Annotated in this window: 18 protein-coding genes, 1 pseudogene and 1 other annotated feature; of the genes and pseudogenes, 2 read left to right on the forward strand and 17 right to left on the reverse strand. The window is 46.6% G+C overall.

Annotated elements, in window-relative coordinates:
- Positions 1 to 50 precede the first annotated feature (50 nt).
- From tatAD to CJU60_RS17755, 5 genes are all read right to left on the reverse strand, one after another.
- Positions 51 to 263 carry a sec-independent protein translocase protein TatAD gene (tatAD, locus tag CJU60_RS17735; protein WP_010332899.1) on the reverse strand — a complete coding sequence of 71 codons (213 nt, stop codon included), beginning with the start codon at positions 261 to 263 and terminating at the stop codon, positions 51 to 53.
- Between the two features lie 13 nt (positions 264 to 276).
- Complete coding sequence (gene phoD, locus CJU60_RS17740) at positions 277 to 2,028, reverse strand: alkaline phosphatase PhoD (RefSeq protein WP_024120099.1); 1,752 nt, start codon at positions 2,026 to 2,028, stop codon at positions 277 to 279.
- A gap of 54 nt (positions 2,029 to 2,082) precedes the next feature.
- Complete coding sequence (locus CJU60_RS17745; RefSeq protein ID WP_049809871.1) at positions 2,083 to 2,232, reverse strand: hypothetical protein; 150 nt, start codon at positions 2,230 to 2,232, stop codon at positions 2,083 to 2,085.
- Between the two features lie 78 nt (positions 2,233 to 2,310).
- Positions 2,311 to 3,042, reverse strand: coding sequence for a vWA domain-containing protein (locus CJU60_RS17750; protein ID WP_095714486.1), 732 nt, complete (start codon positions 3,040 to 3,042; stop codon positions 2,311 to 2,313).
- A gap of 107 nt (positions 3,043 to 3,149) precedes the next feature.
- A complete protein-coding gene (locus CJU60_RS17755; protein ID WP_024120097.1) occupies positions 3,150 to 3,578 on the reverse strand; it encodes a cell wall hydrolase in 429 nt (142 codons plus the stop codon).
- A gap of 347 nt (positions 3,579 to 3,925) precedes the next feature.
- On the opposite strand from CJU60_RS17755, the gene CJU60_RS17760 reads away from it, so the two are divergent.
- Positions 3,926 to 4,312, forward strand: coding sequence for a YndM family protein (locus CJU60_RS17760; RefSeq protein ID WP_010332895.1), 387 nt, complete (start codon positions 3,926 to 3,928; stop codon positions 4,310 to 4,312).
- A pseudogene (locus tag CJU60_RS21960) lies at positions 4,284 to 4,346 on the forward strand (hypothetical protein); the annotation flags it as partial. The gene CJU60_RS17760 and the pseudogene CJU60_RS21960, both read left to right, overlap by 29 nt.
- Here CJU60_RS21960 and CJU60_RS17765 read toward each other — a convergent pair.
- The 12 genes from CJU60_RS17765 to gucD all read right to left on the reverse strand — a co-directional run bounded on the left by CJU60_RS17765 (position 4,347) and on the right by gucD (position 17,039).
- Positions 4,347 to 5,042, reverse strand: coding sequence for an ABC transporter permease (locus CJU60_RS17765; RefSeq protein WP_095714487.1), 696 nt, complete (start codon positions 5,040 to 5,042; stop codon positions 4,347 to 4,349).
- A gap of 18 nt (positions 5,043 to 5,060) precedes the next feature.
- Positions 5,061 to 5,747 carry an ABC transporter permease gene (locus CJU60_RS17770; RefSeq protein WP_095714511.1) on the reverse strand — a complete coding sequence of 229 codons (687 nt, stop codon included), beginning with the start codon at positions 5,745 to 5,747 and terminating at the stop codon, positions 5,061 to 5,063.
- A gap of 17 nt (positions 5,748 to 5,764) precedes the next feature.
- Positions 5,765 to 6,688, reverse strand: coding sequence for an ABC transporter ATP-binding protein (locus tag CJU60_RS17775; RefSeq protein WP_095714488.1), 924 nt, complete (start codon positions 6,686 to 6,688; stop codon positions 5,765 to 5,767).
- Positions 6,689 to 6,781: 93 nt separating this feature from the next.
- Entirely contained in the window at positions 6,782 to 7,717 is a 936-nt protein-coding gene (locus CJU60_RS17780) for a HAMP domain-containing histidine kinase (protein WP_024120095.1), read from the reverse strand.
- Position 7,718: 1 nt separating this feature from the next.
- Positions 7,719 to 8,399: a response regulator transcription factor gene (locus CJU60_RS17785; protein ID WP_081638226.1), complete on the reverse strand. Its 681-nt coding sequence runs from the start codon at positions 8,397 to 8,399 to the stop codon at positions 7,719 to 7,721.
- A 158-nt stretch (positions 8,400 to 8,557) separates the two neighbouring features.
- A complete protein-coding gene (locus tag CJU60_RS17790; protein WP_024120093.1) occupies positions 8,558 to 8,719 on the reverse strand; it encodes a tryptophan RNA-binding attenuator protein inhibitory protein in 162 nt (53 codons plus the stop codon).
- Between the two features lie 94 nt (positions 8,720 to 8,813).
- Positions 8,814 to 9,061, reverse strand: a binding site (T-box leader).
- 56 nt (positions 9,062 to 9,117) lie between these two features.
- Entirely contained in the window at positions 9,118 to 10,041 is a 924-nt protein-coding gene (gene mphK / locus CJU60_RS17795) for a macrolide 2'-phosphotransferase MphK (protein ID WP_024120092.1), read from the reverse strand.
- Between the two features lie 278 nt (positions 10,042 to 10,319).
- The gene (gene garD, locus CJU60_RS17800) at positions 10,320 to 11,852 is read right to left on the reverse strand and encodes a galactarate dehydratase (protein WP_095714489.1); all 1,533 of its coding nucleotides are present in this window, start codon (positions 11,850 to 11,852) and stop codon (positions 10,320 to 10,322) included.
- Positions 11,853 to 11,944: 92 nt separating this feature from the next.
- Positions 11,945 to 12,646: a FadR/GntR family transcriptional regulator gene (locus CJU60_RS17805; RefSeq protein WP_095714490.1), complete on the reverse strand. Its 702-nt coding sequence runs from the start codon at positions 12,644 to 12,646 to the stop codon at positions 11,945 to 11,947.
- Between the two features lie 69 nt (positions 12,647 to 12,715).
- Positions 12,716 to 14,083, reverse strand: a complete 1,368-nt coding sequence (gene gudD / locus CJU60_RS17810; RefSeq protein WP_095714491.1) for a glucarate dehydratase — start codon at positions 14,081 to 14,083, stop codon at positions 12,716 to 12,718.
- A 36-nt stretch (positions 14,084 to 14,119) separates the two neighbouring features.
- A complete protein-coding gene (gene gudP / locus CJU60_RS17815; protein WP_024120087.1) occupies positions 14,120 to 15,487 on the reverse strand; it encodes a glucarate transporter GudP in 1,368 nt (455 codons plus the stop codon).
- Between the two features lie 85 nt (positions 15,488 to 15,572).
- Positions 15,573 to 17,039 (reverse strand): alpha-ketoglutaric semialdehyde dehydrogenase GucD, encoded by a 1,467-nt coding sequence (gene gucD, locus CJU60_RS17820; RefSeq protein WP_095714512.1) that lies wholly within the window; start codon positions 17,037 to 17,039, stop codon positions 15,573 to 15,575.
- Positions 17,040 to 17,048 lie beyond the last annotated feature (9 nt).

The following is a 17,048-nucleotide window of genomic DNA, read 5'->3' on the forward strand; positions in this document are numbered from 1 at the left end:
CTCCCTTTCATGAGAAAAAGAGGCAGACCATGCGTCTGCCTCATCAGCACTCAGCCTGCGTTTTTGTCCTGCTTGACCGCTGAGAGCTCAGCTGATTTTTCTTCTTTTTCATCACCAGACACAAGTGATTTTGTGGCGCTTTTGAATTCCAGCAGAGTCCGACCGGCGGCTCGCCCGATTTCCGGAAGCTTTGAAGGGCCAAAAATAATGAGGGCGATGACAAAGATCAGAATCAAGCCTGGTATTCCAATGTTTGAAAACATTATGTTTCACTCCTTAATGCGTGATTTTTGCCCGTTTTTTGATCATTTGTTTTTCATGGGCTTTGTTGTGCTCAAAGAAACGATCCTCTTCGACTTCATTGGATTGTTTCACTCCGCCTTGAACCATTGTCGAGGATACCTTTCTCAATCCGGTTTGGTCTTTTTGATAAACGAATGAAGCCCGTGTGGAAATGGCTGCTCCCGGCTCTGTCACAAATGGCATTACCCGATAATCAGCTTTCCACTGGTGAGGCGTTACTGTACAGCGGACATATCCGCGGTAATCGTTAAAGAACTTGATATGTGGATTTTCCTTTAAAATTTGATCGGTATCCGCCCGCTTATCCGCTCCGTTTCCTCCGGATGTGATGGAGGTGCCGACAAATTCAGCCCCGAAAATTTTTGAGCTTGTTTTATTAAAATCGACATGCAGATTCGATGCCCAGCTTGCGTGTACATCTCCTGTCAGCACAACAACATTATTTAAATTTTTGCTGTTAATGTAATTGACGACCCGTTCGCGCTGAGCCGGATAACCGTCCCATGAATCCATGCTGTAGATCGGGCTTGAGCTTGTCCCGAAATTCCACTTCGCAAAGAAGATTTGCTGTGCCAGCACATTCCAATATGCAGTCGAGCTGCTCAAATTGTTAAAAAGCCACTGCTCCTGTTCTTTTCCTAACAAGGTCCGATTCGGATTGAGCGATTCATCAGAAGGCGGCTTATTGCCGTCGTTATTGGCTTGGTCATCTCTGTACTGGCGTGTATCCAGCACATTAAATGATGCCAGATTTCCATACGTAAAGTGGCGGTACAGCTGCATATCCGGGCCATTCGGCAGAGAGGAGATGCGGAGCGGCATATGCTCATAATAAGCCTGATACGCCGCCGCACGGCGCAATACAAACGCGTCAACCGACTGCCCTTTTTCCGGGATTTTATTGGCATAGTTATTTTCAACTTCATGGTCATCCCACGTGACAACCCAAGGAAACGCCGCATGCGCCGCTTTTAAATTAGCGTCTGAACGGTATTGGGCATGGCGGTTTCGATAGTCCTGCAGCGTAATGATTTCTGCGCTGTTGTGCGTGCGGACATTGCCCGTTTTCGATACATATTCATTCGGCCCGTACTCATATATGTAATCACCGAGATGAAAGACAAGATCAAGCTTTTCCTTCGCCATATGCTTGTAGGCTGTATAATAGCCATGCTCATATTGCTGGCAGGAAGCGAAGGCAAAGGTCATTTTCGGCACATTGGCACCTGGGGCGGGCAGTGTTTTTGTTTTTCCGACAGGACTTAGCTCATGTCCGGTTTTGAATCGGTAATAGTACACTTTGTTCGGCTCAAGCCCGTCCGCTTCCACGTGGACAGAATGGGCGAGGCTCGGTTTGGCCATTTCTGTGCCCTTTCTTACGATCTTGCGGAAGTTCTCATCCTTTGCCACTTCCCATTTGACAGGCACAGCCTGGTTCGGCATCCCCCCGCCGTTCAGCGGATCTGGCGCCAAACGCGTCCAGAGCACGACGCTGTCAGAAAGCGGATCTCCTGAAGCGACGCCGAGCGTAAACGGATAACTAGAGAACTTAGGCGCAGCATTTACTTCAAATGCTCCTACTGACTGAGCAATGGTTAATCCAAGAGAAAGCCCCGCAATTTTTCCAGCCCCCTGAATAAATTTGCGGCGGTCAAACGTATTATTCTGAAAGCTTTCGTCTTTCAATTTCTGTACCCATTCGTCAAAACGACTGTCATTTGCCATTCCAGATCCCCTCTCTTCTCATTGATCGCTTTCATTATAGGAAACCATTGTTAATTAGCTGTGAAGAAGTGTGAAGGGATTGTAAGCACTGAACATGGGAAACAGGACTTCATTCACAGCCCTTTCGCCGAAACATGCCGACAGCTGGCAAAACGGCGTGTTTTCTGCATATCCTGTCGTTTGCAAGCCGCCCTTTTTACCCATTTTTCTTCACATGATCTTAAAAAAACAAAAACACCGAGCGATTTTGCAAAATCACTCAGTGTTCGGAAAAGCTGTCTGTTATTTAGAAAACAATCTGCTGAAAAAGCCCTTCTTTTCCGGTTTTGCAGCTTCAGGCTCTTGTTCTATTAAAATTCCTTTTTCCTTCACTTCTTGCAGCCAAAATGGAAATTCAGTAAGCAACGCATCATAAAGCTCATCATCAGAGATGCGTTCAATGTCTTCGATATGCAGGAAGTTTGCGTTATCAACAACACGCCCTTCTAGCGTATCCAGTTTATTAAGAAAATCGAAGTTGCCGTTTCCGATGCCGACAAACTGCCAAAACACCGGTTTATCAGAGGCAGCTTCAATAATAGGTTTGATGGATTTTTTACACCCTCCATCATTAATAAAAACGATAAAAGCGGGATATGAACTCGGTTCTTCCACAACATATTTATGTAACACATCTTTTATGACCGGCGGCTCATCATTTCTCCCGAATTTATGCAAGAGTTCATTATTCAAAATTTCGCGATCAACATAGCCTGAAAAATCGATTTCATTGACTGGCTTTAACCGGGAGAATTCATTATCATAAACCCATACATCAAGCAGGCCGTTATCATCAAACTGATCAGCCACAGCCAAAATCCGCTCCACCACTTTTTGAACCTTTCCGTTTTTATACAGCGTTCTCATTGAACCGGTAATATCCAGCACCAGCCCGACACGAGCCGTCACCTTGGTTAACTGCTTTTTCTCCAGTACGATTTTTACGCTCTTCTTTTGCAGGTCAATTGTCGCCATTTTGTCATCTCCTGTAGTTCTTTTATCCGATTATCTCACAGAAATATTTACCATTGGTATAACTTTTTAAAGAAAAAACACCGTTCAGATGTGAACGGCGTCTCTCCTTAAAATGTGTTATATACATTTTCACATGTTTCGCCCGTCGGCTGATAAAAACAATGTGATTTGAATCTGGCCACAAACGGCTGGTTATACCAGGTCGGCGGGCAGTTTCCTCCCGGCTTGAAATACCACAAGCTGAATTTTGCCGGCCAGAACCTCTCCCCGTTTATCGTCCGGCGTGCCAAGGCCCGCTCGCTTTCCCGCGGTCTTTGATAAAAGTATCCATGGGTCACCGCTTCAAACGCATGCGGCTGAAAAATCATCTGCCTGATGGTGCGGAGGCCTTTAAAATCAGAGCAATTGGCCCTCAGCCGATTAATCCCAACATTTCCGACAAGCAGCATCCCCTGCTTTCCTTCACCTTCCGCTTCCGCTCTGAGCAGCCGTGCCATCAAGTTGACATCAGCGCTTGTTGCTCTCACAACCGCCATCACGTCACCTCCCCTTTTTCTCCTTTCATCATATTGCAATACCCAAAGAGTGATGACGGAGGGACAGGAGAAGTTTTAAAATTTATTCTCCCGGTGCTGTCACAAACCATAAAGATCGGTAATTGTAGAAGAAAAATGGACATCTGGCCGTCAAGGAAATCTCCGGTAAAATCCCGGATTCCACGGGCATGGCAGATGCAGATTCACCCCCCTGTTTCATAACAGTTCTTCAGCCTTTTTCCAACCGTAGCCGAAAACGCTTTGTAAAGAACACAAAGTAATGTTTAACTTTCCGTATTTGAGGAATCATACATAACAAATCAGATAAAAGAAGGAGGAACCTTATCATGACACATGTGAAAGCGCTCGCGATTAAAGGTATTATGACGATTATTGTTTTGTATTTGGTGCTGGGTCTTGGTTTTGGTTTCACGTTTGGTGATACGCTGCTGATGACGGTTGTGTTAGGGGTCATTTCTTATTTGCTTGGAGACCTTTATGTATTGCCCCGATGGAACAATATGATCGCCACTTTGGCTGATTTCGGTTTGGCATTTCTCGTGATTTGGCTGATGGGCATGCCGCTTTCTATGGGGATGACTGGCGGAGAAATTGCGCTGGCGGCTCTATTTGGAGCAATCGCCATGGCCATCGGTGAATATTGCTTCCATTTCTATATGATGAGCAAAGAAATTGGCAAAAAGCATTATCTTGAAACAAGAACAGATTCATAATCAAAAGGCCGGTGCTGACAGCATCGGCCTTCTATCATAAAGCATCTTCCCGGTCTATGTTTCGGACAGACCAAATCGCTATCAAGATGCCGATCGCACCTAAAGAAAGCGGAATGTAGATAATCGTTGCCAGCGATAACTCGGGGCTTTGCTGGCTGATCAGTATCGTCAATATAACCGATGAAATGATAGCAGCCGGAACAGAGCGTTTCCTCATCCCAAAATATAAAGGAATAAAACTCAAGCACGCAGCCGAAGCGGCATATATCGCCATACTGCCGACCTCTTGCCCGATAGTCTGGACTGATAACATCGCAGGTGTAAGTTGATAATATTGATTGATTTGCGCAAAGATGAATGAAAGCGCAATTTCAGACACCATAATGGTGATAAACGTCAGTCCGCCTGTAATCAGCAGCTTGGCAGCAATCAGTTTTTTCCGGCTGATGGGATATGTAAACATGACGGTAATCGTTTTATTTTTGTACTCGCTAATAATCAATTTGGCAATCAGCACACTGGCGAAAACAACAAATACAGATCTTACAAACGTTCCAAGCAAAAATAGCGTGGATGCCGCATCAGTCATCACCTCCGGCTGCGGGAGTTTTTTTTCTTCTGATGCGATCAAGCATATAAATCCGAGAATACATAGATTTGCAATAACGGCGCCTCTGTAATACCAGCCTAATTTCATTTTTTTTAATTCAAGTTTCATTAAATTCAACATGTTGTTTCAACTCCGTATTTAAGCATCTTGCCGGTCTGCTTTCCTGACTGCCATGTATGAAAAAAACAAACCGACAGCAGCTAGAGATAATGGAATATATACAATGGAAGAAATGGACAGGCCCGGGCTTGTTGAACTCATCAGCATGACGATCACGACAGATGAAATGATGGTTGCCGAGACAGAGTGCTTACGCATCCCAAAAAAGATGGGAACTAAACTGGTGCCAGCGGCGCCAAAAGCGAAAACCGCCATTTTTACCGAATGCTGAGAAATGACATCGGCGCTCAATTCTCCCGGAATGACATGGCAGATCGAATTGAGCATATAGAAAGCGGCTGCTACGAACGCATTTGAGACTAAAATAGTGATAAACGTCAGCCCGCCTGAGATGCTAAGCTTAGCAGCAAGCAGTTTTTTCCGGCTGATCGGGTACGTAAACATCACTTGAATCGTTTTGTTTTTATATTCCGATATGACTAATTTGGCGATCAGTACAGCGCCAAAAACGATAAACACCGCTCTGACAAAAGTGCCAATGACGAGAAATGCATCATCCATGCTTTGGAACGATTCAGTGCCCTCCGCTTTTTCTATGTAACTGACCAACCACATAAAGCCAAGGATAATCAGGTTAGCAATGATAACTCCTCTCACATACCATCCCATCTTCATTTTCCTTAATTCGATTCTGATCAAATTCAGCAACGGTCTCGCCTCCTCTACGCACTGATGTGATTGCCGTTGATCAAGCTGATGAAGTAGTCCTCCAGTGAAGTATACTTTTTATTCATTGATTCAATGTCTACATCATTTAAAATCAGCGCTTTTGATATGGCACCCTGTGATCGTTGAGCATCATAAATCCGAATGGTTTTATCATTTAAGATTTTAAAGTTGGCAATGTGAAGTTCTTTCTCAAGCACAAAGCAGGCTTTTGTCTGATTCGATGTAACGAGTTCGATGTATTCTGTGTTTTGTCCCCTTACATCTTCCATCGACACCTCTTCCAGCAGCCTGCCGTCACGAATGACGCCGATTGTGTCCGCAATTTGTTCGATTTCACTCAGCATATGGCTGGAGATCAGCAGTGTCATTCCATACTCTTTGCTTAATACTTGAAATAAGTTTCTGATCTTTTTAATGCCGACAGGATCAAGGCCGTTTACCGGCTCATCCAATATAAGCAGATCAGGTTTGGTGAGGATGGCGCGCGCTATGCCGAGGCGCTGCTTCATTCCAAGCGAAAATGTTTTGACGGGTTTCTTGTCGATCTGTTTTAAATTCACCATATCGAGCACTTCTTGAATGGCTTTTTTATTGTGGTATCCCATGTATGCACAATGCAGCTCTAAATTTTCGATAGCCGTCAGATTTTCATAGAAAATTGGATATTCAATCATGCTGCCGATCTTGCCAAGCACCTCATATGACGTATGAGTGAGATTGTTTCCGAGGATATTGATTTCACCGCTTGTCGGTTTTACAAGACTTGTCAGCATTTTCATGATGGTTGTTTTCCCTGCTCCGTTCGGGCCGAGAAAGCCGTAAATTTCACCTTTTTTGATATGCATGCTGACATCTGATACGACTTCTTTGCCTTGAAACGTTTTGGTCAGTCCGTTTGTTTGTACGATGTAAGTCAACGTTGTTGCTCCTTTCCTCTTTTTCCTGTTTTCTATTGTAGCGGCGGGCACTGTCATTTTTATTTCTTCATTCTTAAGAAATTCTTACGATTGTTAATAGGTCATTCGTTTTAATGTAATCGTAAACGCTGTCCGTTCATACGGCTTGCTTTGAAGAGAGATGGAGCCCCCCATTTTTTCCACAAGCCTTTTCGTGATCGTCAAACCGAGACCGCTCCCTTGGAATGCTTTGTTTCTTGATTCTTCAAGTGTGTACAGCCTCTCAAATACCCGCTGCTGGTCTGTTTCACTGATTCCTTTTCCGCGGTCCCATACGGAGATGGCAATGCTTGTCTCATCATAAGAAAGTGATAATCCGATAAACTTGCCAACCGCGCCATATTGAATCGCATTGGATAATAAATTTTGCAGGATACGGTCCAGCGCCTCTTCATTTGCATGCGCGTATACCGGTGTATCCGGAATATCAATCTCCGCGTTAAAACCTTTTGCCTGAACGGCATCATAGTAATGCAGGATATTTCGTTTGCATACTTCGTTGATATGTATTTTTGTGATCGGGATTTGTTTGTCTTCAGATTCCAATTTGGCTAAATCAAAAAAAGAGTGGATCATTTGGATGAGTTCATTTGTTTTTTGGTGCAGCTTCTCAAGCAGTCTTTCCCGCTCGCTGTCCGGCATATCCCGGTCACTTTGGATGGCTTCGATATAACCGAGAATGACCGTCAGAGGTGTTTTGAGATCGTGTGACATATTGGTCAGCATCCGTCTCATGGATTGCTCTGTTTTTGCAAACCGGGCGTTGATATGCTGATGGTCCTCAGCGAGCAGATTGATGTTGACGAGCAGATTCCTAAGCGCACGGTCATCTGTATGAAGTAAAACCTGATCGGCCGATTCGTTGTCAAGCATGGCGCTAAGCTTTTCTGCCGTATACGTCAAATTCCTGTCCCGGTTCTTTTTCATCATATATTGAATGACATTCAGACACGCTAAAGCGATGATAGCGGCAATCGTTAATACTGCCATTCTAAAACTCTCCCCATTTATAGCCGATGCCCCATAATGTTTTGATATATTGAGGAGACGATGGATCATCTTCAATCTTTTCTCTCAGCCGTCTCATATGTACATTAATGATGTTTTGGTCGCCGAAGTACTCCTCATTCCATACGGAACGATAGATTTGTTCTTTCGTAAACACCTTTTTAGGATTTGCTGCAAATAGTGTCAGCAGCTGCCATTCGGTTGACGTCAGCTGAAGCGGTTCGCCGTTTTTCAGAACGGATACATTGTCTATATCGATCGTAAGCTGGTGAACACGAATCACCTGATGTTCAGCCGGTTCACTCGACGAATATTGCGTCGCCCTCCGTATCGCTGCTTTGACTCTGGCTGTCAGTTCAATCATCGAAAACGGTTTGGCGATATAATCATCCGCCCCGAATCCCAGCCCCAGTGCTTTATCAACATCTCCGTCTTTTGCTGAAATCATTAAAACAGGAATCTTGCTTTTTTCCCGAATGATTTTTAAAACATCCATTCCATTCAGCTCCGGAAGCATAATATCAAGCAGAATGAGGTCGTACGCCTGCTCTTGAAACCTCCGAATGCCCTCTTCACCGTCGAAAGCATGCACGATTTCAAAGCCTTCTTTTGTTAAATAATGGTCCACCATTTCACTGATGGAATGGTCATCCTCCACAAGCAATATGCGCTGCATCCTCTCACCTAACCTTTTTCATAGTCAAAAAAACACACATGTCATTACGCTTATTGTAATTGAAAAACATGTGTGTTTTACAAAATTTATTCTTTTTTTCCTGTTTTCAGCTTTTACCTGCAGCCGCTCTGCTCAGTTTTTCTCCTTTACTTGTTCATATGTTTTTGGATAAAATCCAAAAGCGTATTTCCTTGTGCGGTAAGAATGACGCCCTTCCCGCTGCATGCCGGGCAAGGTTTGCCTTCTATTTCTCCGGCTCTTTCACAATGCGGACAAGCAACCTCCAGATCATCAGTTGCGATCACCATTTGAATTCCTCCTTTCCCATTGATTAAACATGGACCACCAGCCTTCTTCCATTGGCCGTCACCTCCTTTAAGAAACACAAAAACCCCCGTCCTATCAAAGGACGAGGGTCTCGCGGTACCACCTTTATTAACAGCTAAAAAGCCATTCGCTCATCAGTACAGAAAACGTCAGTTTCGATACTCCTCTCTTGGTAACGGGGAGAGCATCCCGGCATTGCCTACTATCTAATCAGCAAAGCAATTCAGAAGCCCATTCGGCATCAGGGGAGGATCGGTTCACACCTGCCACCGACTCTCTGAACCCCGCACTGATGCTTACTTGCTCTTCCTCACAATTGTTAATCCGTTCTTTCGTTTGTAAAATTTATAATACTCCGTCAATTTATAGAAGTCAATTCTTAATCCAATTTAGATTCGCCAAGTGCTTCCAGAGCCATATTTACGTGCTCCTCCTGCTGTGTCTGAAGAGCGAACTTGGCAATTTCCAGCGGATACGCCGCCTTCATCTCTGAGATGTGATCCTGCATTTTTGACCATACACGGCCGCCTGCTTGATCATAGCATTCAAGCAAACGGGCTGTTTCTTTTTCTCCGAAAATCATGTGGTAAAAGACAAAATCCTTGGCTGGATCGGCGACTTTCGCTTCTGTCCAATCCAGAAGGCCTGTGACGTGTTCATTTTGATCAATAAGGATATGCGGCGGATGGAGATCGCCGTGTATCAGCGCGGAGAAACCGGGCCAGTATGCATCATCATTGATCCACGTTTGCCATCTTTCCCAAAGCTGCTTAGATACGCCAAACTTATTCTTCACATCAGCCATAAATTCAGCTGTCATTTTCCTGAAATCTTCTGGCATCACCACTTCTATTCCGGATTGGCCGGCAGATGTTTGATTCATGCCATGCAATTCTGCCAGTATTTCGGCAAGTGTATGAACAAAATCGTCTGACGGCGGCTGATGATTCATATTCCATACATATTGTTTCTGTTCCAAATCAATCCCAGCAGCAGGCGTTCCGCTAAGCTTCGGGTAAGCGATCAATTCCGGCGTATGAATTTTCCAATCCGGCACATCAGCTGTGAGATTCGCGCGGAGAAAGGCAAGCGTTCTGCCTTCTGAAGCTGCTCTTTCAACAACATCGCTTCGCCGCGGTTTCCGCAGTACCCATGGCATACCTGTATCATCCTCGGCAAATACAACTTGAAAATCCATTCCCATTTCATTCAATTGAGCGTTATCAGAGTGAACCGTCAAACCTTGATTGCGTCCAAGCGCGACAATCTCAGTGATTAGCTGCCTTTCGTTCGGGTTTGTCATCTCTTTTCCCCTTTCTCATATTCCGCCTGTCGTTAGAGAGAAGGGATGTTTTTAAGGAACAAAAAAAGAGGGCAGCATCGCCACCCTCTTTTCATTACAATATTAGGGTACATACATAGGCAGATTCATCCCGATTCCCCGCATCCAGGCGAGTGTCGTTCACTATTGAATTCGTGTTAATCGGAATCTATTGAATGCCATGTCGGAACCCCTCCGTTCATTGTAGTTGATCTCCATGTTACATCATATTCCAGTTTTGATCTACTATAAAAAATGAATCAAGTCACAGGCGCAGGGTTAAACAAACACAAATCATTATGAAGGCCCCAATGGTCCGCCCATGTTTGTTTCCTGCCGCTCGCTACATCTAAGACCATCCGAAAAATCTCCCAGCCGACTTCTTCGATACTGGCCTCTCCGGTAGCAATTCGCCCGGCATTGATATCGATTAAATCCTCCCAATGTCTTGTTAATGAATGGTGTGTAGATACTTTCAGCACCGGCGCAGCAGCCAATCCATACGGTGTTCCTCTGCCTGTCGTAAAGACCTGCAGATTCATGCCTGCCGCCAGCTGAAGGGTTCCGCACACAAAGTCGCTTGCCGGCGTCGCTGCAAACAGCAAACCCTTTTTCTCCGCCTTCTCCCCAGGCCCGAGCACACCGGAAATGGGGCTTGTGCCTGACTTTGCTACCGATCCTAACGCTTTTTCCACCACATTGGATAAACCGCCTTTTTTATTGCCAGGTGACGGATTGGCGCTTCTGTCTGCTTCCCCCCGCCTCAGATAGCTGTCATACCACTTCATCTCATCGATCAGCGAACGTCCGACCTCTTCGCTGACAGCCCGGGGCGTTAATAAGTGAATCGCATCCCGCACCTCAGTCACTTCAGAAAACAAGACCGTTGCGCCTGCCCGAACCAATAAATCAGCCGCATATCCCACTGCCGGATTCGCCGTCACGCCGGAAAAGGCATCACTGCCGCCGCATTGAAGGCCAATTACCAGATCAGAAACAGGGCAGGTTACACGGACTCTGCTGTTGAGTCTGATTAACCGCTCCTTCGCCATTTCCATGATCGATTGAATCATATTCGCAAAGCCTTGATGATCTTGAAGTGAAATGATGTGATCTTTTTTCTCAGGTGCAATCCGTGCCGGGAGGAGCTTTTCACATCCTAATCCGACCACCATCACTTCCCCGCCGAAGTTCGGATGCTTTGCCAGATTTTGAATCGTGCGGATGGGAATCACGGCGTCTGGGGCATTGATGGCCACGCCGCATCCATATTGATGATGAAGCGGCACGACATCATCGACATTTGGATATTTCGGAAGAAGTTCTTCTTTTATCCGTTTTACCGCATAATCCAGCACGCCGACGACACATTGAACACTTGTGGTGATACCGAGAATATTTTTTGTTCCCGCACTGCCGTCAGCATTTCGATATCCTTCAAACGTATAGCCTTCAAGAGGCGGCAGCGGTTCAGGCACTTTGTTTGCGATAGGAAGGTCATGGAGTTCCGGAGGGGCGGGCATTCTCACCAAAGCTTCCCGCACCCAGCTTCCGCGTTTGATCGGCTGATCTGCAAATCCGATCACTTCTCCATAACGCACGATGGCATCCCCCTGATTCAAATCGGTTAGGGCCACTTTATGGCCTTGAGGAACATCTTCTTCAAGCATCAGCCCGCATGGAAAAACAGTGCCCTTTTTCAGTCCGCCGTCATTTACAATAATCGCCGTGTTATCTTTTACATTCACTTTAATGTAAAGAGGCGCTTGATTCTGTCTGAGGTTCATCACCATAGGAATATCACTCCTCAACATTGTAAACGCTTTCCGATTTTGATTTAAAAAAAGCCGCAAATCCCGATTTCAAACTGCGGCTGTCATAACAATTATGTTTCGTCTATCCCATTCAAAATTTTGTCACGGACAAATTTCAAATGCTCATACATGTGGTAATGAGCCTGGTAAGGATCTCTTTTGGCAAGGGCGTCGTAGATTTTTTTGTGGTATTCAACCGTAACATCCCTTTCCCTGTACGGAATCTGGCTGTCGATTTTCGCATGCGTGATCAGCAGAGATTGAATCATTCCTTCAACAACGGGATTATTAGCGCTTAATGCAATAATTCGGTGAAATTCTTTATCTGCTTCTCCATAATTGTTGTCAGTGCTGCTGGCGATGTCGTCGATTGTTTTCTGTAAACGCTTAAGCTCATCTTGATTTATCTTTTCCGCGGCAATCGTCACCAGCCCGAGTTCTAACGCCATCCGTGCTTCAATAATGGCCGGAAGATTATCAGTCGCCAAAGCAAGCATGACGGAAAAAGGCTGCATCCCGATTTTGTCGTTGAAATACGTGCCCCCGCGGGTTTTTCTCGTGATAACGCCCAGCGTCTCTAGTGAGCTAAGCGCTTCGCGAAGCACCGGTCTGCTGACATGTAAGATATCCATTAGCTCCATTTCTGTCGGCAATTTATCTCCGGCCTTTAATTGTCCGCTTGACAGTAAATGGACAATCCGTTCAATGACTTGCTTGGCTAATGTTTTCCGATTGACTGTATCCACCTTCAGATCTTCTAAACCTTCGTACACGAACAACTCTCCCTTCAGTTGTTCAATTGTAAGACAAAATATTCGTTATGACAATATTTAGAATAAAACTTATCGCACGAGACACGGGCGCTTGCGGTCAAACTCCCAATTGCTGATCAGAAACTGCATAGGAATTGCATCGTTCCTTGCGCCTAAATTCATTTTTCGATAGAGATCATGCGCTTTTTCCACTTGTTCCATATCAATTTCGATGCCAAGCCCAGGCTTATCAGGCACCTTCACACAGCCATCAGCAATTTCTAAAGGCTGTTTGGTTAAACGCTGTCCGTCCTGCCAGATCCAATGGGTATCAATCGCCGTGATGCGTCCCGGAGCTGCGGCCGCGACATGGGTAAACATGGCAAGAGAGATGTCAAAATGATTATTGGAGTGCGAGCCCCACGTCAGCCCCCAATCATGGCACATCTGTGCAACCCGCACCGAACCCTGCATCGTCCAGAAATGGGGATCAGCCAACGGAATATCGACCGCGTGCAGCTGAATCGCGTGCCCCATTTCCCGCCAGTCAGTCGCAATCATATTTGTCGCTGTCGGCAGGCCTGTCGTGCGGCGGAACTCAGCCATCACTTCACGTGCGGAATAACCGTTTTCCGCCCCGCACGGATCTTCGGCATAAGCAAGTACATCATGCTTTCCTCTGCATAATGTAACAGCTTCTTCTAGCGGCCAAGCCCCGTTCGGATCAAGGGTAATTCTCGCCTCAGGAAAACGTTTTGATAACGCGGTGACGGCTTCCATTTCTTCCTCGCCCCGCAATACGCCGCCTTTCAGCTTGAAATCTTGGAAGCCGTAGCGCTCTTGCGCCGCTTCTGCAAGACGTACAACGGCCTCAGGAGTCAGCGCTTCCTCATGGCGGAGGCGGAACCAGTCGCAATCTGACTGCTGATTGCTTTGATACGGCAATGTCGTCTGCTTTCGGTCACCAATGTAAAATAGATAACCGAGCATCTTGACCTCATCCCGCTGCTGTCCTTCCCCAAGCAAAGCCGCAACCGGTTCATTGAGAAATTTGCCGAGCACATCTAACAAAGCGGCTTCCAAGGCTGTGACCACATGCACCGCAGTGCGCAAATCAAATGTCTGGATACCGCGGCCTCCCCTGTCCTGGTCCCCAAACTGCTTTCTGACTGTTTGCAAAATCGACTGGTACGCGCCGATCGATTTTCCGACAACAAGCGGCTCTGCAAGCTCCAGTGTGCGGCGGATCGCTTCCCCGCCCGGCACCTCGCCGACACCCTGATTCCCGCTGCTGTCCGTTAAGACGACAAGATTTCGGGTAAAAAACGGGCTGTGGGCGCCGCTTAAATTCAGCAGCATACTGTCATGACCCGCGACTGGAATGACTCTCATTTCAGTAATTGATGGAATATTCGATCTTTTTTCTTTTTGAACCTGTTCCTGTATTGGTGAACTCATCTGTCATCCTCCTTTGATAAAGCGCTTTCATAAGTATTAGACAGGTAGTGATTGATCGGGGTCTTGCTCTTGTTTCTTTAGTACGACTCGTTTGATCGGCCCGACCAGCAGCAAATAGCTGAGGACTGCTGCAATCGCATTAGCGCCGACAAAAACGAGGGCGCCATTAAAAGATCCTGTGGCATTCACGATGTAGCCGATAATAATCGGAGTCGTAATCGAGGCGATGTTTCCGAATGTGTTGAACAAACCGCCGCTTAATCCCGCACACTCTTTTGGCGACGTGTCCGACACGACAGCCCAGCCCAAGGCGCCAAAGCCTTTTCCGAAGAACGCGAGTGACATGATTACAACGACGAGCCACGCTGATTCTGTATAGTTGCAGATAATCATGCTGCAAGACAGCAGCATGCCGACAATGATCGGTCCTTTTCTCGCGAAGGTGAGAGAACGGCCTTTTTTCAGTAAAAAATCAGACACGATGCCTCCAAGCACGCCGCCCGCAAATCCGCACAGCGCCGGGAGGGAAGCCACAAACCCCGCTTCTAGAATGGACATTCCGCGGGCCTGAACCAAATATACCGGAAACCATGTGAGAAAGAAATAGGTGAGAGTCGTAATGCAATATTGCGCGATGTACACGCCAATCAGCATGCGGTTGGTTAATAACTGTTTGATATACGGCCATTTTGATTCTTTTTCCTGCTTGCTTTGACTGTCATCCATTGAAATCAGCCCGCCGCCTTCTTCAATGTACGCAAGCTCGGCTTTGTTGACCTTCGGATGTTTTTTCGGTTCATATACCGTTTTTAACCAGATAAAAGCCAGTAGGATTCCCGCGGCCCCCATCACTACGAAGACGGAATGCCAGCCAAAAGAGTGGGTGAGCCAGCCCATTAAAGGAGAAAAAATGACGATTGCGAAGTATTGAGCTGAGTTAAAAAAGGCTGAAGCTGTACCGCGTTCGGAGCTCGGGAACCAGGAAGCAACCACTCTGCCGTTTCCGGGAAATGAAGGCGCCTCAGAAAGCCCGACTAAAAAGCGCAGCGCAAACAGCAGGATAATCGCTGTGCCAGCGGTAAAAAATCCAATCGCCCCTTGCAGCAGCGTAAAAAATGACCAGAAAAAGATGCTTAACGCAATAACCGTTTTTGATCCAAATCGATCCAGCAGCCAGCCTCCGGGAAGCTGTCCGATGACATAGGCCCAGCCGAATGCAGAAAAAACATACCCCATGGCAACCGAATCCAGTCCAAGGTCATGCTGGACGGAATCACCCGTAATCGAAAGCGTCGCACGATCTGCGTAGTTAATAGACGTCACAAGAAACAGCATAAATACGATGAACCAGCGTACAGATGTTTTTTTGCCCGCCGGCGAAACATTCGCATGGTCTTTTTTCATAATATCTTCTCCTTTGTCAAAGTAGAGAATCTATGCTGGCTGGTGATAAGGCTTGGAAAGAGACAAGCGCCTCTTTCCAGCACCTTTACTGCTTCACAAATACGGTTTTGATCGCCGTGAAGAAGTCCTTCGCGGCCTCACCCTGTTCGCGGGAGTGGGAGCTTGATTGCTTCATGCCGCCAAATGGCGCCTGAAGCTCAACCCCTGCGCTTTCCGCGTTGACCCTGACAAGCCCGGCTTCAATCTCATCAACGAATGAAAGCATACGGCCGATGTTTTGCGTAAAAATAGATGCACTTAATCCGAACTTCACATCATTGGCGATGTCTAAAGCCTCCCTCATCGTGTCCACCTTTAACAGAGCGATGACCGGTCCGAAAATTTCCTCCTGGGCAATCGTCATGTCAGATGTCACGTTGTCAAAAATGGCAGGCTGCACATAATATCCGTTTTGATACTTTCCATCCTCCAGCTTTTCTCCTCCGATCAAAAGAGAAGCGCCTTCCTGCTTGCCTTTTTCAATATACGATAGACAGTTATCAAGCTGATTTTTGCTTGCGATCGGTCCCATCCAAACGTTTTCTTTCAAGCTGTCTCCGATCGTGATCTCCTTTGTGCGCTGCAGCAGTTTTTCTTTAAAGCGGTCGTAAATTCCGCTTTGGACAATGACACGGCTTGTTGCGGTGCACTTCTGGCCCGTTGAACGGAAAGCGCCTGTCACCACGGCTTCCGCTGCCGCTTCAAGATCAGCATCGTCCGCTACGATCACCGGGTTTTTCCCGCCCATTTCAAGCTGATATTTGGCGCCTCTCGCTAAAGCTGCTTGCCCGATGATTTTCCCAACCTGATTCGAACCCGTGAACGTAATGGCATTGACCCCGTCATGTTCGGCAATACCTTGGCCGACAACTGACCCTTGGCCAGTCACCAAATTGATGACTCCCGCCGGAAATCCCGCTTCTTCAAAACAAGCGATGATCTTCGCACATGTAACGGCAGTTTCTGTTGCGGGTTTGATGACAACAGTATTGCCGTACACCAGTGCCGGCGCCATTTTCCAAATCGGGATCGCTACCGGGAAGTTCCACGGCGAAATCACGCCGACGACACCAAGCGGGACACGAGTTGTAAACATCAGTGCGTCTTTGTCAGTAGACGGAATAACATCGCCTGTTTTGCGCATGCCCTCGCCGGCGTAATAGCGAAGAATCGCAATGCCGCGAGCGGTTTCTCCTTTTGCTTCCGGCAGGGTTTTTCCCATTTCACGCGTCGCACATGCGGCGATGTCCTCTAAGCGCTGCTCCATGATATCAGCTGTTTTGTACAGCAGTTGGCCCCGTTCTGCACCCGTCAGCTTTCTCCATCCCGTTTTTGCCTCATGAGCGGCGGCGACGGCCCGGTCCACATCATCAGCCGTTGATCTCTGCACATAGCCGACGATGTCGTTCACATCGGCAGGATTTTCCGATTTGATCATATCGCCTGATTGAGCTTTGACCCACTCTCCATTAATAAAATTGAGATATGTGTTTTTTTCCGTGATTACAGACATGCCCATTGC

Origin of the sequence: Bacillus sp. 7705b, assembly GCF_002289525.1 — a bacterium.
Classification (GTDB): Bacteria; Bacillota; Bacilli; order Bacillales; family Bacillaceae; genus Bacillus; species Bacillus halotolerans.